Origin of the sequence: Alkalibacterium indicireducens (genome assembly GCF_039522005.1) — a bacterium.
GTDB lineage: Bacteria > Bacillota > Bacilli > Lactobacillales > Carnobacteriaceae_A > Alkalibacterium > Alkalibacterium indicireducens.
Genome location: NZ_BAAADA010000204.1, coordinates 1 through 26,856, shown reverse-complemented (window position 1 = coordinate 26,856; position 26,856 = coordinate 1). Strand labels below are relative to the sequence as shown.

The 26,856-nt window shown below is 40.6% G+C and carries 19 protein-coding genes and 1 tRNA gene; 8 read left to right on the top strand and 12 right to left on the bottom strand.

Going from position 1 to position 26,856, the window contains the following annotated elements; all coding sequences use genetic code 11:
• The first annotated feature begins 456 nt into the window (after window positions 1-456).
• Together ABFX15_RS11470 and ABFX15_RS11465 are read left to right on the top strand one after the other, a co-directional pair.
• Window positions 457-1,524, top strand: coding sequence for a hypothetical protein (locus ABFX15_RS11470; protein WP_346025538.1), 1,068 nt, complete (start codon window positions 457-459; stop codon window positions 1,522-1,524).
• A gap of 30 nt (window positions 1,525-1,554) precedes the next feature.
• The gene (locus ABFX15_RS11465; RefSeq protein ID WP_346025537.1) at window positions 1,555-2,253 is read left to right on the top strand and encodes a PspA/IM30 family protein; all 699 of its coding nucleotides are present in this window, start codon (window positions 1,555-1,557) and stop codon (window positions 2,251-2,253) included.
• A 107-nt stretch (window positions 2,254-2,360) separates the two neighbouring features.
• Here the strand turns inward: ABFX15_RS11465 and cysK are convergent, their stop codons facing one another.
• From cysK to ABFX15_RS11430, 7 genes are all read right to left on the bottom strand, one after another.
• Window positions 2,361-3,296, bottom strand: coding sequence for a cysteine synthase A (gene cysK, locus ABFX15_RS11460; RefSeq protein ID WP_346025536.1), 936 nt, complete (start codon window positions 3,294-3,296; stop codon window positions 2,361-2,363).
• Window positions 3,297-3,434: 138 nt separating this feature from the next.
• Window positions 3,435-3,854 (bottom strand): Hsp20/alpha crystallin family protein, encoded by a 420-nt coding sequence (locus ABFX15_RS11455; protein WP_346025535.1) that lies wholly within the window; start codon window positions 3,852-3,854, stop codon window positions 3,435-3,437.
• A 249-nt stretch (window positions 3,855-4,103) separates the two neighbouring features.
• A complete protein-coding gene (locus tag ABFX15_RS11450) occupies window positions 4,104-5,102 on the bottom strand; it encodes a ribose-phosphate diphosphokinase (protein WP_346025534.1) in 999 nt (332 codons plus the stop codon).
• Window positions 5,103-5,356: 254 nt separating this feature from the next.
• Window positions 5,357-7,735 carry a phosphoketolase family protein gene (locus tag ABFX15_RS11445; protein ID WP_346025533.1) on the bottom strand — a complete coding sequence of 793 codons (2,379 nt, stop codon included), beginning with the start codon at window positions 7,733-7,735 and terminating at the stop codon, window positions 5,357-5,359.
• A gap of 243 nt (window positions 7,736-7,978) precedes the next feature.
• Window positions 7,979-9,706: an ABC transporter ATP-binding protein gene (locus ABFX15_RS11440; protein WP_346025532.1), complete on the bottom strand. Its 1,728-nt coding sequence runs from the start codon at window positions 9,704-9,706 to the stop codon at window positions 7,979-7,981.
• 82 nt (window positions 9,707-9,788) lie between these two features.
• A complete protein-coding gene (locus tag ABFX15_RS11435; RefSeq protein ID WP_346025531.1) occupies window positions 9,789-10,709 on the bottom strand; it encodes an ABC transporter permease in 921 nt (306 codons plus the stop codon).
• 16 nt (window positions 10,710-10,725) lie between these two features.
• Window positions 10,726-11,628, bottom strand: coding sequence for an ABC transporter permease (locus ABFX15_RS11430; RefSeq protein ID WP_346025530.1), 903 nt, complete (start codon window positions 11,626-11,628; stop codon window positions 10,726-10,728).
• Window positions 11,629-12,025: 397 nt separating this feature from the next.
• Here ABFX15_RS11430 and ABFX15_RS11425 point away from each other — a divergent pair, with 397 nt between their 5' ends.
• On the top strand, window positions 12,026-13,645 hold the full coding sequence (locus ABFX15_RS11425) for a glutathione ABC transporter substrate-binding protein (RefSeq protein WP_346025529.1): 1,620 nt from the start codon (window positions 12,026-12,028) through the stop codon (window positions 13,643-13,645).
• Between the two features lie 68 nt (window positions 13,646-13,713).
• On the opposite strand, the gene ABFX15_RS11420 is transcribed toward ABFX15_RS11425, so the two are convergent.
• From ABFX15_RS11420 to ABFX15_RS11405, 4 genes are all read right to left on the bottom strand, one after another.
• A complete protein-coding gene (locus ABFX15_RS11420; protein ID WP_346025528.1) occupies window positions 13,714-15,198 on the bottom strand; it encodes a carbon starvation CstA family protein in 1,485 nt (494 codons plus the stop codon).
• Window positions 15,199-15,331: 133 nt separating this feature from the next.
• Window positions 15,332-16,054, bottom strand: a complete 723-nt coding sequence (locus ABFX15_RS11415) for a LytR/AlgR family response regulator transcription factor (RefSeq protein ID WP_346025527.1) — start codon at window positions 16,052-16,054, stop codon at window positions 15,332-15,334.
• Window positions 16,051-17,799 (bottom strand): LytS/YhcK type 5TM receptor domain-containing protein, encoded by a 1,749-nt coding sequence (locus ABFX15_RS11410; protein ID WP_346025526.1) that lies wholly within the window; start codon window positions 17,797-17,799, stop codon window positions 16,051-16,053. The genes ABFX15_RS11415 and ABFX15_RS11410 overlap by 4 nt, the downstream gene beginning before the upstream one ends.
• Before the next feature lie 96 nt (window positions 17,800-17,895).
• Entirely contained in the window at window positions 17,896-18,240 is a 345-nt protein-coding gene (locus ABFX15_RS11405) for a hypothetical protein (protein WP_346025525.1), read from the bottom strand.
• Window positions 18,241-19,843: 1,603 nt separating this feature from the next.
• On the opposite strand from ABFX15_RS11405, the gene ABFX15_RS11400 reads away from it, so the two are divergent.
• The 5 genes from ABFX15_RS11400 to ABFX15_RS11380 all read left to right on the top strand — a co-directional run bounded on the left by ABFX15_RS11400 (window position 19,844) and on the right by ABFX15_RS11380 (window position 26,340).
• The gene (locus ABFX15_RS11400; protein ID WP_346025524.1) at window positions 19,844-20,344 is read left to right on the top strand and encodes a hypothetical protein; all 501 of its coding nucleotides are present in this window, start codon (window positions 19,844-19,846) and stop codon (window positions 20,342-20,344) included.
• A gap of 107 nt (window positions 20,345-20,451) precedes the next feature.
• Window positions 20,452-22,194: an Hsp70 family protein gene (locus tag ABFX15_RS11395; protein WP_346025523.1), complete on the top strand. Its 1,743-nt coding sequence runs from the start codon at window positions 20,452-20,454 to the stop codon at window positions 22,192-22,194.
• Between the two features lie 27 nt (window positions 22,195-22,221).
• Window positions 22,222-23,544 carry a tetratricopeptide repeat protein gene (locus ABFX15_RS11390; protein ID WP_346025522.1) on the top strand — a complete coding sequence of 441 codons (1,323 nt, stop codon included), beginning with the start codon at window positions 22,222-22,224 and terminating at the stop codon, window positions 23,542-23,544.
• The gene (locus tag ABFX15_RS11385) at window positions 23,537-25,882 is read left to right on the top strand and encodes an AAA family ATPase (RefSeq protein WP_346025521.1); all 2,346 of its coding nucleotides are present in this window, start codon (window positions 23,537-23,539) and stop codon (window positions 25,880-25,882) included. Before ABFX15_RS11390 ends, ABFX15_RS11385 begins: the two co-directional genes overlap by 8 nt.
• A gap of 131 nt (window positions 25,883-26,013) precedes the next feature.
• Window positions 26,014-26,340 (top strand): hypothetical protein, encoded by a 327-nt coding sequence (locus ABFX15_RS11380; RefSeq protein ID WP_346025520.1) that lies wholly within the window; start codon window positions 26,014-26,016, stop codon window positions 26,338-26,340.
• A 150-nt stretch (window positions 26,341-26,490) separates the two neighbouring features.
• Here ABFX15_RS11380 and ABFX15_RS11375 read toward each other — a convergent pair.
• Window positions 26,491-26,563: transfer RNA gene (locus tag ABFX15_RS11375), tRNA-Val, on the bottom strand.
• Window positions 26,564-26,856 lie beyond the last annotated feature (293 nt).

The window sequence follows — 26,856 nt, the reverse complement described above, 5'->3', positions numbered from 1 at the left end:
GAATGTTTAGATTTATTCTTTTTAATACGCATAGCTAATCCTCATTCCTTTTAAATGTATCTCTATTATAAAATATTACTACATAGTACTACAATATAAGTCTATCAAATTTGACAAAAAAATAAAGCCATAACAGGCTTTGTGTCACTTTTTATTGATTCCAGCTGTTAAACTCCCGATCTTCAAGCCAAGTAATATAATCGTTTAAAAGTTGAATCAAACTGTTTTGCCACTTGATTTTATTAACTAAATACATGATAATCTGAAGTAGATTAGGCATCTCTTTTCACTCCTTAAGTGATGAATGTTTGTTTTTAGTGAACTTCATTTTATCAGATTAAGGGGGGAAGAGGTGCCTTTTTGTATTTTAATTGATAGAGCAACGATAGTTGCATTAAAACAACACGAAAAAACAAAAAAATTGGTAATTACTGCACGAAGAAGGGAAGGATACATATGGGAAGAGGAGGCGGCCGTGGTGGCGGCGGAGGCTTCAGTGGCGGTGGACGTGGCGGTGGTTTCGGCGGTGGTCGAGGCGGTGGCGGACGCAGCAGTGGAGCCGGTAGAGGCGGCGGAAGCTTCGGTGGCAGTGGTCGAGGCGGTGGAGGCTTCGGTGGCGGTTTCGGGGGCGGCTACAATAGGCGACCCAGACATTACGGGCCTCGCATGGGACCGATCTGGATGTTTGGCGGTTTAGGCAGGCGAAGGAGATACCCTCGAGGTGGCGGTGGCTGTGGATTTATGGGCTGCGGCAGTATTTTCACCGTCATGATATTCCTGTTCATCATGTTCAGCCTGCTGTCTACAGTAGGGAACTTTGGAACTGGCGGAAACGGTGGATCAGGTAGTATCACTACGTCCACTGTTGAGCGAGAGCCTTTGCCCTCAGGTTCCGTAAATGAAACGGATTACTATACAGATAACTTGGACTGGATCGGGAATCACACCCGTATGGTCGACGGACTTCGCCATTTCTACAATGAAACGGGTGTCCAGCCTCATGTCTACATCACTGGAGATATTGACGGCAATACATCACCTTCAATGGATGAAGTGGAAGCATACGCAAATAACTTATATGATGAATTATTTACAGATGAAGCCCACCTTCTGCTGGTTTTCCTTGAACCTCGACCTAATGACTATACGACTTATTATGTCGTTGGTTCTCAGGCTAGAAGTGTGATCGATAGAGAAGCTGGAGACATCCTGCTCGACTATCTGGACAGATATTACGCTGATGGAAACCTGACTGATGAGGAATATTTCAGCAACTCGTTCAGAGATGCAGCTGATCGGATCATGGAAGTCACGACATCTCCATGGATCCCAGTACTGAGTATTTTCGGGCTCGTTGTTTTGATTTACGTGTTATATAAATGGTGGAAGTCACGTCAGGATGCCAAAGAAAAAGAAGCTAAACGGACAGACGATATGCTGAACAAACCGATCGATACATTCGGGCGTTCAGAAGCTGAAGATCTATCTAAAAAGTACGAGGATGATAATTGGGATAACTATTAACATGCACCATCACTATAGGAGGATGAAAACATGGCAATTTTAGACCGCTTTTCAGATATTATCAGTGCAAACGTCAATGCTCTGATGGACCGTATGGAAGATCCGGAAAAAATGATCGACCAGTACTTGCGTAAGATGATGGACGATCTGGCAGAAGTGAAGCAGAATACAGCCAGTGTTATGGCAGAGGAAACACGAGCCAAACGTCTGGTGGATGATAATGAAGCTGAAGTAGCCAAGTATGGTAACTTTGCTAGAAAAGCCTTGGAAGCAGGCAACGACGGTGATGCACGAGTTTTTCTTGCCAAGAAGCAGGAACTCGAAGATATTGGTACAGGACTCACTAATGCCTATGCAAAAGCACATGAGAATGCAACCAAGATGCGGCAGATGCATGACAAACTGGCCACTGATATAGAAAAAATGCGTCAGCGTCGGGCTATGATAAAAGCTCAGCTGTCCGTTGCAGATACTCAGGACAAGCTGAACAAAGCGTCAGAATCTGCTGGAAAATCTAAAGGTGCTATGAGCTCCTTTGAACGGATGGAAGAAAAAGCCAGCCGCCGTCTGGACGAGTCCAACGCTATGGCTGACTTGAATAAGGAACATAAAGACGAAGCAGCGATCCTTGAGGAAAAATATGCATCAGAATCAGGGTCGGCAGCTGTTGAAGATGAACTTGCCCGCATGAAGAAAGAGATGGGTCTGTCTTCTTCAGATGAAGACTAATTTTATACTAAATGGACAAAAAAACAGCCGTTTACCGATTTGGACGTACAGTCCTTCCGGTACACGGCTGTTTACTTATTTGAGTCAGCTGCATTGACTGTTTTGACCTACTCGCCCTCTTCTTCAATCGAGAATACTGGAGTAGAAAGATAACGTTCACCGGTATCCGGGGCGACAGTCACGACCGTTTTCCCTTTGCCCAGCTGTTTTGCCACTCGAATAGCTGCCGCAATGTTGGCTCCTGACGAAATACCAACCAGTAGCCCTTCTTTCCGGGCCACTTCACGCGTCATGTCGATAGCTTCTTCACTTGTAACGGTCACGATTTCATCAATCAGATCCCGTTCAAGGATGTCCGGAATGAAACCTGCCCCTATCCCTTGGATTTTGTGCTTCCCTTTTTCTCTTCCACTTAATACCGCTGATTCATGCGGTTCGACCGCAATGATTTGAGCAGCAGGATTATGCAGTTTCATCACTTTTCCTGCTCCAGTCAGTGTTCCACCAGTTCCGACCCCTACTACAAAAGCATCCGGAGTCTTTCCTTCAAGTGCTTCGATGATTTCAGGACCCGTTGTCTGAATATGAACAGCAGGATTTGCCGGATTCTTAAACTGAGACGGCATGAAGTAATTATCCTGTTCGGCCAGCGTCTGCGCCCTGTCCATGGCTCCCGGCATGCCATCATCTCCAGGCGTCAGTTCAAGTTCCGCACCGTAAGCTTTCATCAGGGAACGTCTTTCCACGCTTAACGTATCCGGCATGACAAACACTGCCTTGTACCCTTTAGCCGCAGCGATCATCGCCAGACCGACACCTGTATTTCCACTGGTCGCTTCAACAATCGTATCGCCTTCTTTCAGAAGACCCTCTTTCTCTGCCTCTTCAATCATGTTCAAGGCAATGCGGTCTTTCACACTTCCTCCTGCATTACGCATCTCGATTTTTACATAAACATCTGCATAATCATCCGGCACCAGACGGTTCAGTTTCAATAATGGTGTCTGACCGATCAATTCTGTAATGGATTGGGCTATTTTCACGTTTACACTTCCTCAATTGTTAGTTTATTTACAGTTTAGTATGTATCAGCTATTTATACAAGAAAATGGTATCAGACAGAAGACAAAGAAATCTCCGACCGCCTGTAATGAGTTCAGCGGTCGGAAGATGTAATAAGTCTATTCGATTTCAATACGTTTAGATCTGGACTGTGTCGGATTTTGCTTAGGCAAAGTGATCGTTAATAGCCCCTTCTCAAACTGTGCACTGATGTTGTCTTCATCGATATCCTGAATGATAAATTGACGACTGAATGAACGACTGGAACGCTCTCTTCTAATATACTGACGTTCATCATCGCGTTCATCTGATTCAGTTTCTTTTTTAGCAGTGATCGACAGAACGTTGTCTTTATAATCCAGTTCAATGTTTTCTTTTGACATGCCCGGTAATTCTGCTTCTACAACGTATGCCTCATCTTTTTCAATGATATCCGTCTTGAACTGACCGAAGTCTCCGAAGTTCTGCCCTAACGCATCATCGAAAAACCGTCTGCCGAAATCCATGAAGTCCCTTCTGGTTGGGAATAAGTCACTCATCCCTGACCCTCCTTTCTCTCGTTACTAATGCTTTCCCTTATCCTCACCTATAGTGTACTCTTTTCTTTTGAAAATGCAAACGAAATAAACTGGATTCCATATGGGGTTTCAACAGATTTCGGTTAATCTATTACTGTCAAATGACGTTTGCACCTGCTTCATTGAGATACTGGCTTCATATTCGGCCTCTACCAAAAAATCCACTTCCAGACCTGATTAATGGGACTGGAAGTGGATGCTTGTCTCTATTCAGTTATTAAGACGCTTTTCAAGTTTGTCTACATAATGCTTGTCGAAAAGTGGCTTGATCGACTGGTGTCTCTGGATCCGTCTGATCGCGTCCCCTAAAATCGGAGCGATGCTGATGACTTCTATCAGTTCGCAGCTGCTTTTTTCTCTGATATCGATCGTATTCGTCACGATCGCTTTTTTGATTCCCGATTGGTCGATCCGATCGATGGCGTTATCAGATAATACAGGATGTGTCACGCAGACATACACGTCTTTTGCACCGGCTTCCTTGAGTAACTCGCAGGCTTTTGTGACAGTTTTTGCCGTGTCCATGATATCATCGAATAAGATACAGGTGCACCCTGACACGTCACCCACTACATGCATTTCTTCATCAATATCTTCATCTGCCAGTCGTTTGTCGATAATCGCCAACCGGGAGTCAAGCAGCTCAGCCATTTCTCTGGCTCGAGAGACTCCGGCATGATCTGGTGAAACAACAACGGTCTCTTCTCCCCCGAAGTCTCTGTCAAGGAAATAGTTCGCCAGCGTTGCAATGGCGGACAGATGATCCATTGGAATATCGAAAAAGCCCTGAATCTGAGGTGCATGCAGGTCCATGGTAATCATCCGTGTGGCTCCGGCAATCGTCAGCATATTCGCCACTACCTTAGCTGTGATTGCTTCACGTAGCCCCGGCTTTCTGTCCTGCCGGGCATACCCGTAATAAGGCATAATTACATTGATCGTTCTGGCGCTGGCCCGTCTCAATGCGTCGATCATGATCAGGACTTCCATAATATAGTCGTTGCTCGGATCATTTGTGGACTGCAGGATATACACATCAGCTCCACGCACACTTTCTTCTATGTTGATCCGTATTTCTCCATCTTCGAACCGGGTAATATCCGCTTTGCCCAGCTCCATTCCAATTTCCTCAGCAATTTCTTCAGCCAAGGGACGATTGGAATTCATTGAAAACAGCTTCAAATTAGATTGTCTGATTTCTCTATCCATGACAGCCTCCACTCATTCGATGATCCCGTCTTTACCTTAATTTAAGCATACTTATGTAAAAATGCAAGCGTTAGCGAAAGGAAATTATACCATCGTTTTTCGCTGGGTCACTTCCTTAGAATTGATCAGGACCCATTCAGGACAGGAGATTTAAGAGCCCATAATGGGTATGCACCCTCTACTCTATAGGCTGACGATAAATGTGCTACACTAGGACCAAACACGTTGATTTTTAAATCAAAGTCATGAATTAATCACTTAAATCTATCCAAAGGCTCCCATTTCCATTCGGTCACTTCAGGCATATCATCGCCGTGTTCCCGAATGTAATGATGGTGCTTGTCCAGCAGCCGGTCCATCTCGTTTTCAAATTCTGCAGCCTGTTCACCGTATACTGCGTGGGCAGCGTCTTTAGCCAGATGGAAACGGTCGAGTTCATTGACTACTCGCATATCGAATGGCGTCGTCACGTCCCCATTTTCCCGGTAGCCATGAGTGATCAGCTGTCTGTTTTCTCTATCGAAAAACAAGCCTCTTATTAACCCTTCATACCCATGGAAAGCGAAGAGAACAGGTTTATCCTTAGTAAACAACTTATTAAAGGCTTCATCACTCAAGCCACGTGAATCCTTTTTCTGGCTGGCCAGTTTTAACAGGTCCACCACGTTGATGAATCTAACACTCAAATCAGGATAGGCTTTGTGAAGGATCGATATCGCGGCCAGAGCTTCCAAATTCGGTTCTGTTCCGGCAGCGGCGATGACGATATCCGGGTCGTCTGAGTCATTAACACTTGCCCAGTCGATCACTTTAAGTCCTTTGTCGATCAGCTCTTCTGCTTCTTCCGCTGAATAGAACTGCGGACGCGGATGCTTGCTTGACACAATGAGGTTCACTTTCTGTGTCGAGGTCAAGACTCTATTCATGACAGCCATCAGTGAATTGGCGTCAGCCGGGAAGTACGCTCTGATGTACTCGCGCTTCTTGTCGGCCAGATGCGTGCTGATGCCAGGATCCTGGTGCGTATAGCCATTATGATCCTGCTGGAAAACTGATGATGACGCAATGATGTTCAGTGACGGATACTTGCGGCGCCACTTCTGTTCGTCAGCTTTTCGTATCCATTTAAAATGCTGCGTCAGCATCGAATCGACAATGCGCAGAAAGCCTTCATAACTGACAAAGAACCCATGGCGGCCTGTCAGGACATAACCTTCCATCCAGCCTTCAGCCTGGTGTTCGGACAACTGTGAATCGATCACACGCCCAGTACTTGACTGCGCTTCGTCTTCCGGTTCATCGATATCTTCCATCCACTGGCGATCTGTCGTCTCCAGGACTTCATTCAGCCGATTGGACTTCAGTTCATCGGTACTGATTATCCGGAAATTATCTGGATTTAAATCAATAATGTCACGGGCAAATCGACCGAACACCATCATATCCTTTTCCTTTTCAGCTCCAGGAGTAGAAATTTCAAGTGCATGTCTGTGCCAGTCAGGGAGCTTCAGTGGTTTGGGATCGATGCCTCCATTGGTTACAGGATTGGCTCCCATCCGTTTGTTTCCTTTTGGTGCGATAGCTTTCAACTCTTCGATCAATTTGCCCTCTTCGTCAAAGAGCTCTTCTGGTCGGTAAGCGGTCATCCAGTCAGTTAACGCTTCGCTGTATTCCATGCTGCCTTGCTCTGCAGGGATCGGCACCTGATGCGATCGGAATGTCCCTTCAACCGGCTCCCCGTCCCATTCTTCAGGTCCCGTCCATCCTTTTGGACTGCGGAGAATAACTACCGGCCAGTGCGGCATCTCAGTATCTTCTGCCGACTTTTGACGCGCGTTTTTTTGAATAGACTGGATCTGTTCGATCGCCTGATCCAATGTGTCAGCCATTTTCGGATGCATGTTGTCGGGATCGTCTCCTTCGACAAATAAAGGAGTCCAGCCGAGTCCTTCAAAGTACTTTGTCAGTTCTTCATCTGACTTGCGTGAAAGAATCGTCGGATTTGCAATTTTGTAGTCATTCAAATGCAGGACGGGCAGGACTGCACCGTCAGTTACGGGATTGATGAACACATTTGAAAACCAGGAGGTAGCCAATGCACCAGTTTCAGCTTCACCGTCACCAATAGTGACTGCTGCAATCAGATCGGGATGATCCAGTACAGCACCTGTCGCGTGAGACAGGGCGTAACCGAGCTCTCCACCTTCGTGAATGGATCCCGGTGTTTCTGGAGCCGCATGAGAGCCGATTCCTCCCGGGAAAGAGAACTGCTGAAAGAGTTTTGCCATACCCTCTTCATCTGTCGTTATATCTGGATAGACTTCCGAGTAACTCCCATCTAAATAGGCATTTGACACCATGACTTGACCGCCGTGACCTGGTCCTTCAATGAAGAACATGTTCAGATCGTACTTATTGATGACTCTGTTCAAGTGGGCATAAACAAAGTTCTGTCCTGGAACAGTCCCCCAATGCCCGATTGGATTGATTTTGATGTCCTCTTTTTTTAAGGGACGCTTGAGCAGAGGATTGTCTTTCAGATAAATCTGTCCGATCGATAGATAATTCGCCGCCCGCCACCAGGCATCCACTTTATTCAGATAATCTTCAGAAGAGTAATTGACTTCACTCATTAAAAAGGCTCCTTTCCTGATTCTATAGACTAAGGTAATTATTTGTTTCGTCTTACTTAACTTTAGCATACCCTACTCCGAAGCCTCTACGAATAGCCCTTTGAATACTAATCCAGTTAACTAACCGGTAAACAATGAAGCTGGACTAGAACTAAAATGCATCATTTTCTATAAATAAAAACATGCCCTTAATTAGTCTTCTGACTAAAAAGAGCATGTTCATGTTTTTATGATTATTCTTATCTACTGCATAACCCAGTGATTTGCTTTCACTTCTTGTAATGTCTGGCCTTCTAGAGATATTTCTACCGAATCATCATGTGCAAACGATGCATCCGTGGCCGTATAGTGCGGATCAGGCACCGGTATAGCAGACAGCAACTTTCTTGTGTAATTGTGCATCGGATTTGTAAACAGTTCTTCTGAATCAGTCAGCTCGACAATTTGACCTTTATACATCACAGCTACCCGGTCAGACAACTTTTTAACAGTCGCCAGATCGTGAGCAATAAATAGATAAGTCAGATTCAGTTTGCGCTGCAGCTCTTCCAGAAGATCCACTATTGTCAATTGGACGGATGCATCCAAAGCAGATAACGGTTCATCCAGCACAATAAATTCTGGTTCGACAGCAAGTGCTCTTGCGATTCCGATACGTTGACGCTGCCCCCCTGAGAATTCATGAGGGAAACGCTTTGCAAAGGATGTGTCCAGACCGACTAAAGTCAGCAACTCTTCAACACGTTCTCTACGCAGTTTCTTATTCGCTGCCAGTTTATGAATATCCAACGCTTCTCCAATAATATCCTCTACTGTTTTACGTGGATTGAGTGAAGAGTATGGGTCTTGGAAAACAAACTGGACTTTCTTTCTCATTTCTTTCATCTGTTTTTTCTTAAAGGTATTTAAATCACTGCCTTCAAAAATTGTTTCACCACTTGTTGCTTCATGAAGACGAAGGAGTGTGCGACCGGTCGTCGATTTCCCTGATCCGGATTCACCTACCAGACCAAGAGTTTCACCTTTATAGATATCAAACGAAATGCTATCAACAGCTTTTAAAGTATTCTTTCTCCCTATAGGAAAATGCTTAGCCAGTTTATTGACTTCCAACAATTTTTCACGCGTGCCGGAGTATATTTGAACCAGCTTCTCTTTTGATTCAGGTGATTTTTCCTCATGCAGGTTAGGAATAGCAGCCAGAAGTTTCTTTGTATACTCTTCTTTAGGAGACGTAAATATTTCACTAGTCGTTCCACTTTCAACTACTTTTCCTTTATTCATAACTACGATTTTTTCACACATATTGGCTACTACACCAAAATCGTGTGTGATTAGCAGTATGGATGTCCCGGTTTTTTCTTGAATATCTTTAAGCAGGTCCAGAATCTGAGCCTGAATCGTTACATCCAAAGCCGTCGTTGGTTCATCCGCAATCAGCAGTTTCGGGCTACATGCCAATGCAATGGCAATGATGATCCGCTGTCTCATTCCCCCTGAAAATTCAAAGGGATACTGATCAAATCGTTCGTCAACATTCGGGATCCCTACTAGACGCATAATTTCCTTCGCTCTAGCAGCTGCCTCTTTTTTCGATGCATTTTCATGAATACGAATCGTTTCGGAAATCTGCTTTCCTACTTTCATTGTAGGGTTCAGTGAAGTCATCGGGTCCTGGAAAATCATGCCGATGTCATTTCCACGTATTTTTCTCATTTCTTTTTCTGATTTACTTAATATATCTTCTCCATTAAAGGTAATGATACTTTCTGATCCGACCACTGCATTATTTCCTAGAAGCTGCATAATAGCTCGAGCAGAAACACTTTTCCCACTCCCGGATTCGCCAACGATCCCAATTGTCTGACCGTGGTCGATGTCAAAGGATACATCGGATACCACTTCCAGAAGGGTGTCCCCTGTAGAAAACGATATGTTCAAATTTTCTACGTGAAGTAATTTATCTTGCACTTTCATTCATCCTCTCGAATACACAATCTATACTCATGAAGACAAGCTCTAAGCCTGCCTATTATTACTCTCTCGTTTACTCTTAGTTCAGGTCAATTCGTTTATTGAGCAATCGATAGATGACATCGACCATAATATTGACAAAAACAAACAGGAAGGCAAAGACCAATACTCCTCCTTGAACAACCGGAAAATCTCTAGCTCGAATCGAGTTAATGATCAGTCGTCCCAACCCATTGATTGCAAATACTGTTTCTGTAATAACCGCCCCTCCAAGAAGAGATCCAAATTGCAGGCCGACGACAGTTACTACGGGTACCATTGCGTTACGCAAGGCATGCTTGTAAATAACTTTTTTCTCACTGACTCCTTTTGCGCGTGCCGTTTGAATGTAATCCTGCTCAATAACCTCAAGCATACTTGAACGCGTCATTCTTGCAATAATAGCTGAGCCGGCCGTCCCTAAAGTTATGACAGGTAGAATCATCTGCTGAGGGGTACCCCAACCTGAAGCTTGGAACCAGCCTGTCCCAATGACCAGCCATTGTATGAGCATGAGTCCTAACCAGAAATTAGGCATGGATAAACCAAAAAGTGCCCCGAACATGAGTGTGGAGTCGATAAATGTATACCGCCGGACAGCTGACACGACCCCAGCAGTCAGCCCGATAAATACCGATAATAATGTACTATAAAATGCCAGCTCTACCGTTGGAGCCAGTCTTCCGAAGACTTCAGTAGATACAGCTCGTCCACTACGAATCGAGTTGCCTAAATCCCCTCTAACTACGCCACTTACATAATTATAGTACTGGACTGGAACGGGATCATTTAAACCCAGTCGTTCTCTCGCTGCTTCAAGCTGTGCAGGAGATGCACTCTCCCCCGCCATAATCTGAGCCGGGTCACCGGGTATCAGAAGCATCATACTGAACGTCAACACAGTCACACCAATCAATACGGGGATAGTCTGTATCAGTCGTCTACCTAAAAATTTCAACACAATAATTCCCTCTTTTCTAGTTTTTCGATTTCGGATCCAGCGCGTCTCTAAGTCCATCGCCAAAAATGTTGAAAGCCAAGACAACAACTACGATAGCCAGCCCTGGAATTGTAGATACATGTGGCGCATCCCACATGTGATTACGTCCATCACTTAGCATTGCACCCCATTCAGGTGTTGGTGGCTGTGCACCCATTCCTAAGAAGGATAGGCCACTAGCAGTCAAGACAGATGTTGCGATATTAAGTGTTGCCTGAACAATAATTGGTGAAAGTATATTAGGAAGGACATGTAAAACGATAATTCTAAAATCACTTGCACCTAAAGCTTTTACAGCCTCGATATATTCCAGCTCTCGAACTTCCAATGTAGACCCTCTCGAAATACGGGCAAACACGGGAATTGAGAAAATCGCTACAGATATAATAACGTTATTCATTCCACCACCTAAGACACTGACAATAGCAAGCGCCAGAAGGATTCCCGGAAAGGCTAATAGAATATCCATAAATCGCATGATTATAGTATCGACCCAGCCCCCAAAGTAACCGGAGACAACTCCAAACGCTACTCCAATAGTCATCCCAATCAGAACAGATGAAAATCCTACTCGCAATGTGATACTCATACCGTGTATAATTCGGCTGAAGATATCTCTCCCGTGATGGTCTGTTCCGAACCAGTGCTCCAAGGAAGGACCAACAAGTCGGGCGTCATAGTTTTGAGCGTTAGGGCCGTATGGTGTTAAATACGGACCTATTAAAGCAGTTAAAATAAGCAATATGATCAGCGTTCCTCCAATAAGTGCTGATTTGTTACGGTAAAACTTCTTCCAGAAATCCTGAAACCTTACAATATTGTGATTAACGGGCTCCTGCCCACTTGGACTTCCGGTGTTTAAATTTACTTCTTCCTGCATAATACCTGTTCCTTTCTATTCTACGTATAAAAGACGCGATTATTTATACATTAAAAGCATAAAAAATGTATAAAGAATGACGACTTTCGAAATTATAACATAATCATTTTTATCTATTTTTACATATCACTCCCTTTTTTGCAACTTAATTTGAATCAATAGATTAGTAAATGCCCATCAAAGTATTAGTGTAATTATATTTTATGTAATCTTAACTTAATTCTTTTTCTTATTCTCTAATGGAAGATAGGGTGGATCTGCCCTTTAAATTAAAATAAGGTTAAAAAGACATTCTAAAATATTAATAAATAACTTGACCTTTAAACAGTTCTTCGATATAGTATAACTTATATTTCACTTTACAAATGTTACACGATAAAAGGAGAGTGCATTAATAATGAGAAAAATGAATAAACGATCGTTATTTTTCACATCATTAACTGCTGCAGCGCTTTTACTTGCTGCTTGTGGTACAGATGATAGTGATCCGGTCGACGGTGGAACTGATCCCGGAGAAGAAACTGGGACTGATACTGAAGGTGCTCAGGGTGGAGATTTAGTTATTGGTCAACTATCTGATGCTGTTTCTCTTGACCCACATGGTTCAAATGATACTCCTTCAAGTAACGTTGCTTACAATATTTACGAAGCTTTACTGATTCAAGATGAGAATATGGAGCTTCAACCTGGATTAGCAACAGAATGGGAAATGGTCGATGACTTAACATGGCAGTTCACACTACGTGAAGATGTTACCTTCCATGATGGTTCTGAATTCAACGCTGATGTTGTTCAAGCCAACTTCGAACGTATTCTTGATGAGGATATTGCTTCTCCTCGTGCGTTCTTGTACGAAATGGTAGAGGAAATTAATGTTGTCGATGATTATACTGTCGAGTTTGTGACCGAGTATCCATTCTCCCCACTTCCAGCACATATTGCTCACACTGGTGGAGGAATGATGTCAGCAGAAGTCATCGCAGCAGACTACGAAGCAATTGAGAACGGCTCTGAACCAGGAAGTGTCATCAATGAAAACCCTGTCGGTACCGGACCATTTGTATTCGAAAGCTGGACTCCAGGTGACGAAATCGTTCTTAACAGAAACGACGATTACTGGGGTGGTGCACCAGCACTGGATTCCATCACTTTCCGAGTCGTTCCTGAGGGATCCACTCGTCTAGCTGACCTTGAAACAGGTGCGATCCACATCTCAGACCCACTCAGCCCGTCTGATGTTAGTCGTGTAGAAGGTACTGACGGCATGTCTGTCAACAGTCAACCATCTGTTGGTCTATCATACATCGGATTCAATACTCAAAAAGAGCCATTCGATGATCCATTGGTACGTCAGGCTATTTCTAAAGCCATTGATAAAGATACGATCATTAACGGAATCTACGATGGTGTAGGAATTCCTGCAGAGAGCCCGTTAGCTCCAGATGTCTTTGGGCATGACGAAAATATATCTGGTCTTGAGTACAATGTCGAAGAAGCACGTGAACTACTTGCTGAAGCAGGTTACGAAGATGGCTTCTCCACAACACTTTGGACAAATGATAACCAGGATCGTATTGATACGGCTACAGCAGTACAAGCACAACTTGAAGAAATCGGCATCGACGTTGAAATCGAGATTGTTGAATGGGGTGCGTATCTTGAAGATACAGCTGCCGGCGAACACGACATGTTCATCCTAGGATGGATTACAGTAACTGGTGATGCAGACTACGGTCTGTATCCACTGTTCCACTCTGACAACTTCGGTGAAGCGGGTAACCGTACATTCTTCGCTACTGATGAACTAGATTCAGTACTTGAAGAAGCACGCCAAAGCTCTGACGAAGACGAACGTCTTGACCTATACAGCAGAGCTCAAGAAATCCTTGTAGACGAAGCGCCTATGCTTTACATCCACCACCAGGAATTCCTTCTGGCTGTAAGTGATGATGTAGAGGGACTATGGCAGCATCCAACAGGTATCTTGATGCTGAGAGATGTGTCACTTAATCAGTAATAAGATCAATACCAACACAAAACGGCAGAAGTCATAAACATGACTCCTGCCGTTTTTTTGTGGTTTCTTTATTTAACTGCGCCACTGACACGACGAGATGACGATCTGTGATCATTTAATAGTGATGAATCTGAGGATAGCCCAGTTTTCTGTTTCTTTCCTGAAGACCAGAATAAAGTTAGCAATAATCCTGTTCCTATGAGCGACAACGTATAAGTTGGTAACCCCAGTTCGAGTCCCAGACCAATTGGCTGGCTCACGATATAGACAAATACTGCGTACAACATAAAAGTTGCTGGGATAAGTGTGACAAGATGGTTTTTGTCCTTAAGATACAGATAACGGGTAGATACTAGCAGAGCAATAACTGCAGTGACTTGATTTGCCCAATTGAAATATCTCCACAACAGATTAAAGTCGATTTGTGTTAGTCCGAAAGAAATGACATACAAAGGAATCGTCAGCATTAAGATTTTCTTCAATGTATCCTGCTTGATGTGTAAGTAATCTGCCAGAATCGTTCGTAGACTTCTGAATGCAGATAATCCAGACGACAGCGGAAGCACAATGACTCCAAAGATAGCTACCGTCCCAACAATATTCCCTAATAATAGAATAGAGACCTGGTTGACGACTACACTAGGTGTGCCGCTGGCAATCATCTGACTTAATGTCTGCCCGTCAAAGAGAGACATCGCTGCTGCAGCCCAGATCATGGCAATTATGCCTTCCGCAATCATCATACCGTAAAAAGTAAAGCGTCCTTCACGTTCGTTTGTACTCGTCCGAGAGACCATTGGTGATTGCGTCGCATGAAATCCTGATATCGCTCCACATGATATCGTAAAGAACAGGATTGGAAATACCGGCGTACCTTCCGGATGCCAGTTGGACAAAGTCGCCGGGGAAAGATTCGGAATACTGTGCCCTCCAGCTAATAAGCTTGTTCCAATAGCGATGGTACTGATAATCAATATGGCTCCAAAAATCGGATATACCTTACCTAGAGCTTTATCAATAGGCAATACAGTAGAAACAATATAGTATATAAAAATAATGCCTGTAATCATACCGATCGTTATCCAGCTTGGCGTAAAGTTTAATATAAGACTCGCAGGTGACGTTACAAATACTGTTCCTACTAACAGTAAAAGGAGCATCGTAAAGATATTGACCACGTGTTTGACTGGCTTTCCAAGGTATTTACTCGCCAGTTCCGGCAAGTGAGCACCGTTATTCCGAAGAGAAATCATTCCTACCATGTAGTCATGAACGGCTCCCGCAAAGATTGCTCCAAAGATAATCCATACGTATGCAACAGGACCATAAAGCGCTCCCATTATTGGGCCGAAAATGGGTCCAGTCCCTGCAATGTTCAACAACTGAATAATTGCATTCTTCCATTTCGGCATAGGAACGAAGTCATAACCATCTCTGAGCGTTTCTGCGGGAGTTGGCCGATCTGGTTCGATAGTAAAGTTTTTTTCAATAAATCTTCCGTAAGTAAAATACCCAAGAATGAGGACTGCTATCCCACCTATAAGCGTTATCATTTTATTTTCCTCCAGTTTTTGAAAGCGTTATTTTAATAAGCTTAGTTTACTGGAAGAAAAGCAATTATGGTTTATTTTTTGGTGAAATACCTATAAGCTGAGGCGAAATGCAATAATCAGCAGTTGAGTGACATCAGATATTTACCTTATCACGGAACACTTGAATATAGGATCGGCTGACAGGTACTTTAATACCAGTTTCAAGCGTAACTTGGTAAGTATTGTTGAACCATGGTTCTATAGCCTGTATTTTATCCAGATTAATAATGTAAGACCGGTGCACACGCATAAATGTCTCTTCTGGTAACTTTTCTTCCCAAAACTGTAAAGTCCCTTTACTTTCATGCTGATTATTATCTTCGTGAACAATCACTTTCCCTTGCATCGCTTCTACCATGACGAGCGAAGACATTTTCACCATATAAATCTTGTCCTCTGTCTGGACAGGGACGGCATCCGGTGCCGGCTTGCTTATTTGCTCTTTTGCTGATGATGATTCACTTTCTTTTATTGCCTTATCTAACGATGCTCTTACTCGCTTCTCTTCGAATGGCTTCAAAATATAATCTCTTGCATTTTTTTCAAAAGCCTTGAGTGCGTATTGATCATACGCCGTCGCAAATATAATAACCGGCGGATCTGGAATTTCATTGATGAGGTCAGCCAGCTCCATTCCACTTTCATCCGTCAAATGAATATCCAAGTAAGTAATATCGATTGACTGAGTAAGCATGATTTTCATAGCATCCTGAATCGAGTCGGCTTCTTCTACATGAGCCACTCTTGAATCTTGTTTCAATAGATGATTTAATTCGGCTCTTGCCAAGTATTCATCTTCTACAATCAGTATATTCATTGGAGACCTCTTTTCTTAGGAATATGACTTTTTAAAACAGTTCCTGTCTCTCCTGTTTGAATCTGAAGCCCTGATTCTTTTCCAAACAAACTGACAAGCCGTTTATTTAAATTCTCCACGGCAGAACCCGTGCCTTCATCTGAAGCCACTTTTCTGATCCCCAGATCTTTTAAGACAACTTCTTTCACACCTGTCCCATTATCTTCTACACTAATTTCAACCTTGTCTTCTTGACTGACTATTCTAATGACAACCTCATTGTCGCTTTTTCTTCCTTTAAAAGCATGTTTTAATGCATTTTCTACTAATATTTGAATCATGAAAGGGGGAATTGAATACCCTTTAACCGAGTCATCAATGTCTTTGACCACGGTAAATCGATCCGGAAAACGGGCCTGTTCCAGACTTAAATAGGCATCGACTTGTTCCAGTTCTTTTTCAATCGTTATGAGATTTTCTCTCGCACCCTGAAGATTGGAACGGAAAAATGCACTCAGCTGAAACAATAAATCTCTCGCTTTCTCACTGTCTATTCTAATCAAGGCAGAAATGGTATTCAATGCATTGAAAAAGAAATGAGGGTTGACTTGAGCTTGTAGTGACTTAATTTCCGCGTCCTGAAGCAATCGCTTCTGAAGATCCACTTCTCCAAATTCCAGCTGACTAGAGAAAATTTTACCTAGACCTTCTGCCAGTTGTCTTTCGACATAAGTCAGATCATTGTGATCAGTAAAGTAAAACTTCAAGGTCCCACGTACATTGTCTCTCACAGTCAGGGGTATCACAATTGCGGCCTCAAGCGGACAATCTTTAACATGACAACCAATTTCTGTGCGTGAATGAACCTCCTTGACATCACCTGTCTGGATCACTTCTTTGGACAGGTCAGTCAAAATCAAATGTGGCGGCTTATGATGATCACTTGCAGCTCCCACATGCGCCACAATTTTTTCCGTGTCAGTGATACTGACCGCAGAAACCTTCATTGTATCGAGAATGATTTTAGCTGCTTGTCCCGCTGCTTCCTCGGTTAAACCTGCTCTGAAGTAGGGCAAGGTTGTATCCGCCAGATCCAGCACAGCATGTGTCTGAACGGCTTTCGTCTCCTGCTCAAGTTTATTGAAGGATTGAATAATCGAAAGGAAAAGAGCCATCCCTATGCTATTCGTTAAAATCATAGGGAGTGCAATCAGCTGAACTAATTGCCAGGCTTGAATAAAGTTGCTGCTTAGCATGAGAATCGCTGCCATCTGAACCATTTCTATAAGCGCACCAATATAAACACCCTTAATTGGCAATGGAAAAACCATCTTTTCGATTGATGCCTTGCCGAACAAGCCTGAGAGTAAACCAATTAGTGTAGAAGATATAACGTAGATATGCGGATCACTGCCTCCTTGAAGATAACGTGTGAAACCAGAGACTAAGCCCACAACCAGCCCAACTGGTGTCCCTCCGATCAGACCAGATACCCCGATAGTCAAAACACGAGTATTTGCCAGCGAAGAAGTAACATCCAACGGGATAAACAGCTGATTCACAATTTGCTGATCTCCACTGATTTCAACCCCAGTAAAGTTTGATATAAAGGCAAATAAGCTGAATATGATCATCAATTGCAGTTTGTTTCTCCAGAGATTTCTATCTTTTAAGACCTTCTTGAAGTAAGGAATGCTTAACAGAACATATGCCAATACGATTATCAGTCCAACACGCTCAAGCATCAATATAAATAGAGTACCCAAAGACATCCCCCTTTCATTTTTAGTATAGTTTAACACAGGCAGACTAGAAACTGATCCCATAAATAAGCTGAAGAATGATGCTGATTTTTTTCTTTTCTAATCGGCTGTATCATCCTCACGCTCTTTTCGCAGATTGTAGATATAGACAGACGGAACTAATCCACATACAAAGAAGACCAGACCAAGAATAAGTCCAGTTACTGGTGTTCCTCCGTCGGTCATAGCCGAAGCCAAACCAAGTACTAGAGCAATCACTCCGACTATGCTCAAGGCTATCATTAAAGATGTTTTCGAATTTACTTTTTTTGACTCCTGATCGATACTGATACTGGACTGAAGATAGGCATAGACTGCGCCTGTCGCTACCATCGGAAACCACAATGGATTTTCTCTCGCCTGATCAAACCCTACTGTAGCAACCTCATAGGCTAATATAGCCAAAATTTCAAATGTTTGAATGATAAGTATTACCCGGCTTATTTTCAGATAGTGTATGTATAATCTTTCATCTTTTATTTTCAAACTTTGATTGTTCGAGCTAATTGCCGCTTATCGGAGCGAGTTAGTCATGAGATGGTTCTTAGAGCCCACTCACTACTTCTTTTCATCTCGAGTTGATCGCAAGATGCGTCTTAGAGCCCACTCACTGGCTCTGTTCGTCTCGAGTTGGTCGCAAGATGCGTCTTGGAGCCCACTCACTGCTTCTTTTCATCTCGAGTTGGTCGCAAGATGCGTTTTAGAGCCCACTCACTGCTCCTTTTCATCTCGAGTTGGTCGCAAGATGCGTCTTAGAGCCCACTCACTGCTTCTTTTCATCTCGAGTTGGTCGCAAGATGCGTCTTGGAGCCCACTCACTGCTTCTTTTCATCTCGAGTTGGTCGTAAGATGCGTCTTAGAGCCCACTCACTGCTTCTTTTCATCTCGAGTTGGTCGTAAGATGCGTCTTAGAGCCCACTCATTGCTTCTTTTCACCTCGAGTTGGTCGTAAGATCTAAATTTAGCTTACATTAAAGTATTGCGACTTTCAAAAATCATCATTTAAGATGAAATTAGGGTCACGGGAGCCATCGAGTGGTCTGGCACTAAACAAATAATGCCACAGAAGCAGCGGACGCCTATCATCAGTTTAACCCTAACATACAAAAAAGACCTGCACACTAGTTGTGTACATTATCCATTCAAAATCCCTTATGCTCCCCAATGGGTCTAACTTTAGAGTACAATAAAGTTTAAAAAACAGTGTGTTGTAAAATGAATTGCAACACTGATTAATTGTTGAAAATACAAGTTTAAAAAACTATTATTTCAAAAAAAAAATATTTGAATTAGAGAAAGCTCAGATGAATTAAATAAATTCAAGGATATACTCAAAAAATATACACATTAATTATTTCATGGGTATCGGAATGGACAGCTAATCTTAGGGGAGTGGCTTTTTTCAGCATTTATTTTTCGCCCTACTCGTTAATAAAATTATTAATCTATTTTTTAGCTCATAATTCTTTTAAAAAGCATTAACGTATTAGAAAAAGAGTTTCCGAACTAATATTAACGTCTATACAATTTAATGCGATCCGTATATACTATCAGTTTTATCAGCTAAAGTAGACTGCTTTAGCTTCTTATACTTGCAACATTAGGAAGCCGCTTTTCTCCATATTTATAAATATGATTTTCACCTCGAAAACTTTACTCATCTTAATGCTATTAAAAGATATTACAGAAACAAATTGCTAAACCAACAAACTTTGATATAATTGGTACTGTACAGTCAATTTCGCTATAAAATTTACATAGTTTTAGAGGTTCCACGCTAAATTAATGGAACGACTATAGAAAAAATGATTATATCATTATTTACTGTGCGTTTATTAATTTAAACTATTTCACTAGTTATAAAATAGCACTGGAGTTGAAGTTAATGATTTAAAACAAGCAATTAATGACGCTGGTCTATGTGTATAACTATTGGGGATAACCTATAATTTCAATCGTTGGTTTATCTTTTGATAATTAAATTCGATATTAAAGAAGGAGTGAAGAAATGAAAGAAAAAAGTACAATTTTAAAAGATCCGGGTGCACACAACAAACATAAAGACTTCCTTATTAAAGTAAAAGAGACGAACGACTCTATAAAAAAACATTTAACACCTGAATATAGAAATCAGTACAATATAAGAAGACTTATTAGCTGTGTTCTACTATTCCTTATACTTCGTTCTTGGGTCTCTAACTTTACATGGCCTTTTATAAATGACGATACTTTATTTAGTATAGATAGCATCTATCCGCTGATTTACTCTATTATAGCTTGGAAATTTTGGCACTATTCTTTCTGGAGTTTTAAAGGTGGGATAATAGACAATTTGTCAAAAAGGATCTTTTATATTGGCTCTATTTGGACGGTATTAGGAAAAATTTTTCTTCAAAATTTCGTTATCCTAATATGGATCGCTATTATTGCTCCATTTAGTGGAATTAAAACTTGGCTAAAAGCAGTAAAACACGATAAAGTATTATTTTATGGTAATGAGAAGTGGTAGAGTAATATGAACCAAAGAGCTCGGGCTATGCTTGAGCCTTTTTCTCACAAAATATAACCTTCAGACATCGTAATGAACTTATCATAGTATCGGGAGTGGAAATTAATATGACAGAACAAGTCAATTATTATATGGAATTAGCAATAGATAGACATTTGAGTGCGGAAGAACTAGATAAACAACTGAAAGCTATTCTCCGAAAATGGCGAAATAGAACGAATGCTCCGGATCAAGAAATAAGACATAAAGCAGAAAAAATGATGGAAATAACTGAAGAGGCCATGAATATTCTCACTGATCCAGATAAAAAAAATGTATACGATAAAAAGTTGACAGAACAAACAGTACATGAGCGTACTTATAAAAAAATAGGAATAGATTTAGGAACGACAAACTCAGCAGTAGCATACATAGATGAACAAGGCGTACCACAAATAATCGAAAATAGAGAAGGAGATCGTACCACTCCATCCGTTCTATTATACGAAGATGGAGGATTCATTGTGGGTGTTCATGCAAAAGAGGCTTCAGTGGACGAACCAGAAAATACAGTGCAGTACATTAAAAGACAAATGGGAGAAGAAAAATATAAATTTATCACTGAAGATGACACTGAGTTTAAACCTGAGGAGCTTTCTGCAATTATCTTAAAACGCTTAAAAAAAGATGCAGAAGATGTTTTAGGCGAACCCGTACATGAAGCAGTTATTACTGTGCCTGCATACTTTGATGATGCTCAAAGAAAAGCCACTCAAGATGCAGGTAAAATAGCTGGATTAAATGTTTTAAAAATTATTAACGAGCCAACTGCAGCAGCATTAGCTTATTCGAATGATACAGATGAGAAACAAAATGTTCTTGTCTATGATTTAGGTGGAGGTACATTCGATATTACGGTAATGGAATACTCGCCTGAGCAGGTAAGAGTTTTATCTACTGCAGGAGATAGAAACCTTGGAGGATTTGACTTCGATAATGAGATTAGCAAATATTTCATAAAAAAAATCGAAGAAGAACATGGTGTAGATGTTTATGACGATGACGAAGCATTACAAGATTTAAGAGTAAAGTCTGAAGAAGCTAAGAAAACATTATCAAGTCGTAATAAAGCAAAGTTTTCTATATATGTAGGAGGTCAAAAATTAAAAGCAGAAATCACTCGTGAAGAATTCCAATCAATGACGCAGCGTTTCATAGATAGAACCGCATTGATTATGGAAGACGCGATAGAAGATGCGGGTTTAGAGTTTGAAGATTTAGATAAAGTTTTACTCGTTGGCGGCTCTACTAGAATGCCAGCAGTTGAGGAGCTCATTAAAGAAGAAGTAGGAATTACACCTTCTAAGGAGTTGAATCCTGATGAAATTGTAGCGATGGGGGCTGCTATACAGGCAGAAATGATTGATGGAAAAAGTATTGCTTTTCAAAAAGAAGTTATCGATGTGAATGCCCATTCATTAGGGCTGTTACTCTATGACAATAACGTACTGCTCAATGATATAGTAGTTCCTAAGAATAGCGTAGTACCTGCGGAAGGAAATAAGGATGTTTTTTCAAGATTTGATAATCAAGAAGAATTGAGACTACAAGTTACTGAAGGAGAAGATACTGATCCTGAATATGTCAAAGTTATTGGGGACTGTTTGGTTAAAATACCACAAAATCAACCTGCTGGATATCCTATTGAAACAAGGATTGCTTATGATGAAAATGGAGTCGTTCATGTGAGGGTTTTTGATGGAAATACGCAAGATTTTCTAGGTGAAGCAGAAATAGAAAGAACATCGAATCTAACTCAAAAAGAAGTAGATGAATTAGAAAACAAAATATCTGACATTAGAATTCATTAAGCAAAAAGTTAGGAGTGAAACAACAACGTGGTAAAACAAGTCAATTATTACACAGAATTAGAATTAAATAGTGATTTAAGTAGTGAAGAGTTAGGGAAGCAACTGAAAGCCATTATTAGAAAATGGCGAAACAGAACAACTGCCCCCGATCAAGAGGTAAGACATAAAGCAGAAAAAAAGATGGAGATGGCCGAAGAAGCTATAGGTATTCTAACTGATGAGACTAAAAAAGCAGCTTACGATATAGAGTTAATAGAACAAAACAAAAATCAGATGAACTCTTTAGAACATCACGAAACAGAACAAACATCAAAGCGAAATTTTCAAGAAGAATATACACGTATTTATAATAAAGCTAATGATTTTATAGAATTAGAGGATTTTAATGAAACGATGAATCTTGCTAAAGAATTAATCGACATGAATCCTAAAGATTGGCGAGGATGGGAAATTGCTGGACGTGTTTATCATAATAATGATATTGAATTAGCAAAAAATTATTATCAAAAAGCTATTCAGCTTGAAAAGAATGTCCCTGCTTATGTTTATAGTAATTTAGGAATCGCCCAAAAAGTTTTGGGAGAAACTGTTGAAGCATTCATAAGTTTTCAAAATAGTTTAGATATTTTTCCCAGTTTTGATCGCCCTCTAAAAGAATGCAATAATTTACTTAAGTATATGGATATTGATAGTGTGCTTCCCTTTTTTGAACAATTAAAAGAAAAAAGAAATGATGTACTTGTTTTTGAAACATTAGCAAATGCTTATTCCTTGAAAGCAGATAGTTTAGTGCAAGAGATTGATCATTCTCCTTGCTTCACTAGTAAGGAGCAAATTCAAAAGTATATAGAATTAATCGATAAAGCTAAATTCTACAGTGAAAAATCAGAAATGAATGAAAAAATAACTAAAGCGAAACATGCGTTAGGAAAAGAGTTTGATAAATCTAAAATACCTGTTCTTGTGTTCCCGTTGATCAGCGTATTATCCATCTTGAATTCTGGAAGATGGTCTATTTCAGTTATTTTCGCCTTTCTAATATCATCGCTTATTTTAGCTGTTATAATTGATGCCTCTATTAGACCTAGATATGAAATTAATAGATGGAAATTTGAAGGAAAAGGAACATTCTATGACAAGGTAGTTGATAAAACTTATGTTAAAGATTCTTTAAAGTGGACGATGGGTATTTGGTTTTTACTTATTACTGTTCTATCACCTATAACCACTCTGTTATATCTTAGTTTAGCAGTTTACCTTGTACACAATAAATTTTTCCCCGAAACAATACAGAAAAAATCTTTGCAGAGAGTAAAAATTAGTGAGAATGGTGATATTAAGTATGAGTGAAGAAAAAGTTGATACTGTAATTAAAGAAGTTAACAAGTTGATGCTAGAAAACAATAGTTTGCGAGCCATTTCTATCTTAAAAAAAGAAATAAGGAAATATCCTGAAGAGGCAAAGTTCCATTATTATTTGGCCCGTGCTTACTTCGAAAACCAACGATTGGAAAGAGCTATACGCTTTGCAAAGAAAGCTGAAGAATTAGGAGAAAATACACCGGATTTTTATGTATTATTAGTTGAATTGTATATAGAAACTGATAATATAACAAAAGCTGAAACAGCAGTTGAAAAAGCAGCAGAATTAGATAAAGAAAGCACCAAAACACAACTTTCTCAAGCTAAGTTAGCTTTCCATAAAAGGAAACACGATGACGCTAGCAAACTTATCTCTTCTATATTAGAGAAAGAAAAAAATGTGGAAGCTTTGCAATTGAATGTAAAGATTTTACTTCATAATGCTTCAGAATTAGATGATATTTTAAGAGCGATAGAAGAAGTTGCTGAGATAGAGTATACAGAAGTGCTTGAATACTACAAAGCTCAAGCTTATTTTTTACATAAAGAATATGACAAACTCAAGTATGTCTACCAACAAATTAATCGGAACAACCCCAACTCTTCTTTTCTAATAGAGATTAAAGAACTCATTGAACAAATCCGCGTGAGGGAAAAAGAGGATGCCAATCCTTTCAAGAAGACAAACGGTAATAGAGAGGAAAAAACAATAGAAGAAGCTCTGGCTGAGCTAGACGCATTAATTGGGTTAGATTCAGTAAAAGAAGAGGTTAAAAAAATTGTTAAAAGTGTAGAGTATAATCAGCATCGACAAAAATTACTAGGTATCGAAGAATCCGAGAGACCAGCATATCATTTTGCTTTTCTGGGTAATCCAGGTACAGGTAAAACGACAGTGGCTCGTATCTTAGGAGATATATTTCATTCATTAGGGATTATTGAGAAGAATGAAGTTGTGGAAGTCGATCGTTCGAAATTAGTAGCTGTACACGTTGGAGCGACAGCTCAAAAAACAAGCGAAGCGATTGAAGCCGCAATGGGAGGAGTGTTGTTTGTCGATGAGGCCTATGCGCTTGCACCACGATCAGAAAATTCTAATGATTTCGGTCCAGAGGCTATCGATACTCTAATTAAGGCAATGGAAGATAATCGAGATAACTTAATTGTTATTTTGTCCGGCTATAACGACGAGATGCGCAGACTGATGAAAGTCAACCCTGGTCTTTCTAGTCGAGTGAATTTACAGATACAATTTGAAGACTATTCTGAAGACCAACTATTGGATATCGCTCATTCCTTTGCAAAAAAAGAACACTATACATTAACAGAAGATGGAGAGAAAGCCTTTTTACAAAGAATCAGTGAGAAATTAGTAGATGAGCATTTTGCGAATGCAAGAGAAGTGAGAAATATCATTGAAGCAGCTATTCGAGAGAAAGCCTTTCGATTTGGAGAAAACTCATTAACAAAAGAAAATCTAACCCAGCTTACTCCTGTAGACTTCGGAGTCGATCTGGAGCAATTGTATGGTGAAGATTTAGATGATTTATTAGAAGAATTGAACGGTTTAGAAGGATTAGACAATGTAAAAGAACAAATTACTAGTCTGATGAACTATATCCAAGTGGAAAAACGCAAAGATGAATTGGGATTACCGACAAAACCTATGACACTGCACATGGCTTTTTTAGGCAATCCTGGTACCGGTAAAACAACAGTTGCTAGACTAGTTGGGAAGATCTTGAAGTCTATAGGTATACTGAAAAAAGGACAGCTTGTCGAAGTATCCAGGCAAGACCTAGTGGCTGGATACACTGGACAAACTGCACCAAAAACTTTAAATAAAGTAAAAGAGGCATATGGAGGAGTTCTATTTATAGATGAAGCATACTCTTTAGCTTCTAGTGGGTCTAGTAGTGATTTTGGAAGTGAAGCCGTTAGCACGTTAATTACAGAAATGGAAAACAATCGCGAAAGACTGGTAGTGATTGTGGCAGGCTATACAAAAGAAATGCAGGACTTTTTCAGTATTAACTCTGGAGTATCAAGTAGAATCAACTATCACATAGAATTCCCTGATTACAACCCAGATCAGTTGGTTAACATCTTTAAGTTACATGCAAAGAATGATGGATATTCTCTCGACGAAAAAGCGCTCACAGCCCTCCATAAGCGATTCGTAAAAGAATACGCACATCGATCCAATGATTTTGGAAATGGACGATTAGCACGCAGCTACTTTGAAAAAGCAAAAATGAAAGTAGCAAATCGTACAGTTAAAGACCTTGAAGCGGATATTACCAGGATTACTGTAGAGGACATCTAGTTACATGTAGAATGTTAGAAACATACGTAATTTACACAGAGAATGTAGCTTTCAAAATCGTTAATGACCATTTTGTTTAAAATACCATTACGTAACTAACATTTCCTAAGCAATCCTAAAGGAGCACTCTTATGAAAGAAAACTCAGTAGATAATCAACGAAACGACATTGTTACCTTAGAGTTCTATATCACAGCAGTTAACATCCTAAATATGGACGTGAATTTACAAAAGAAAACGACTAAAGTAACACATTTATCTAGTGAGCCAGCGGTTTGGCCCATACTAGCTAAAGACAAACGGCACTATGCAGGGTTAGAACGGCGCTTACAAATTTTCATGCAGAGTAAGAGACCTTTGCCTGACTTAATTGATGAAATCGAAGAAAACGGTATTCATGTCGATTTTCACGATAACCTATGGATTCGTGTAAAACGACAATTGGAAGACATCAATTAAATGTAGCCCTAAAATCTTGTGGTATTAAATCATTAAAAGAGACGGGACCACTTTTCTGATTATTAAATCAGTCAGTCGCTCCCGTCTCTTTTACTTATCTATTTTGTAACAGTATAACCATCAAAGAACTAGGAAAACTATTACTGTTTATGGTCCTTACTGGGCTCGAACCAGTGACCCCTACCTTGTCGAGGTAGTGCTCTCCCAACTGAGCTAAAGAACCGTTATTGGGTCATTACTAATACGAGTATACTAGATTTTGCCTAATTTGTAAACAAGATTTCAATCTTAAACAGTCCTTCCTTTTCTTTTACGGTAAATTCGTTCATAATGGTTAGGAGAGAATCAGGAAGGAACCGGTGTAATGGATACAACTAAACTGAGTAAATTTTATAAAAAATCACACGAAGAAAAAATCGATGCACTATTCGAAGCGGGTGTCATTTCGGGAGTTTAACAGCTGGAATCAATAAAAAGTGACACAAAGTCTGTTATAGCTTTACTTTTTTGTCAAAT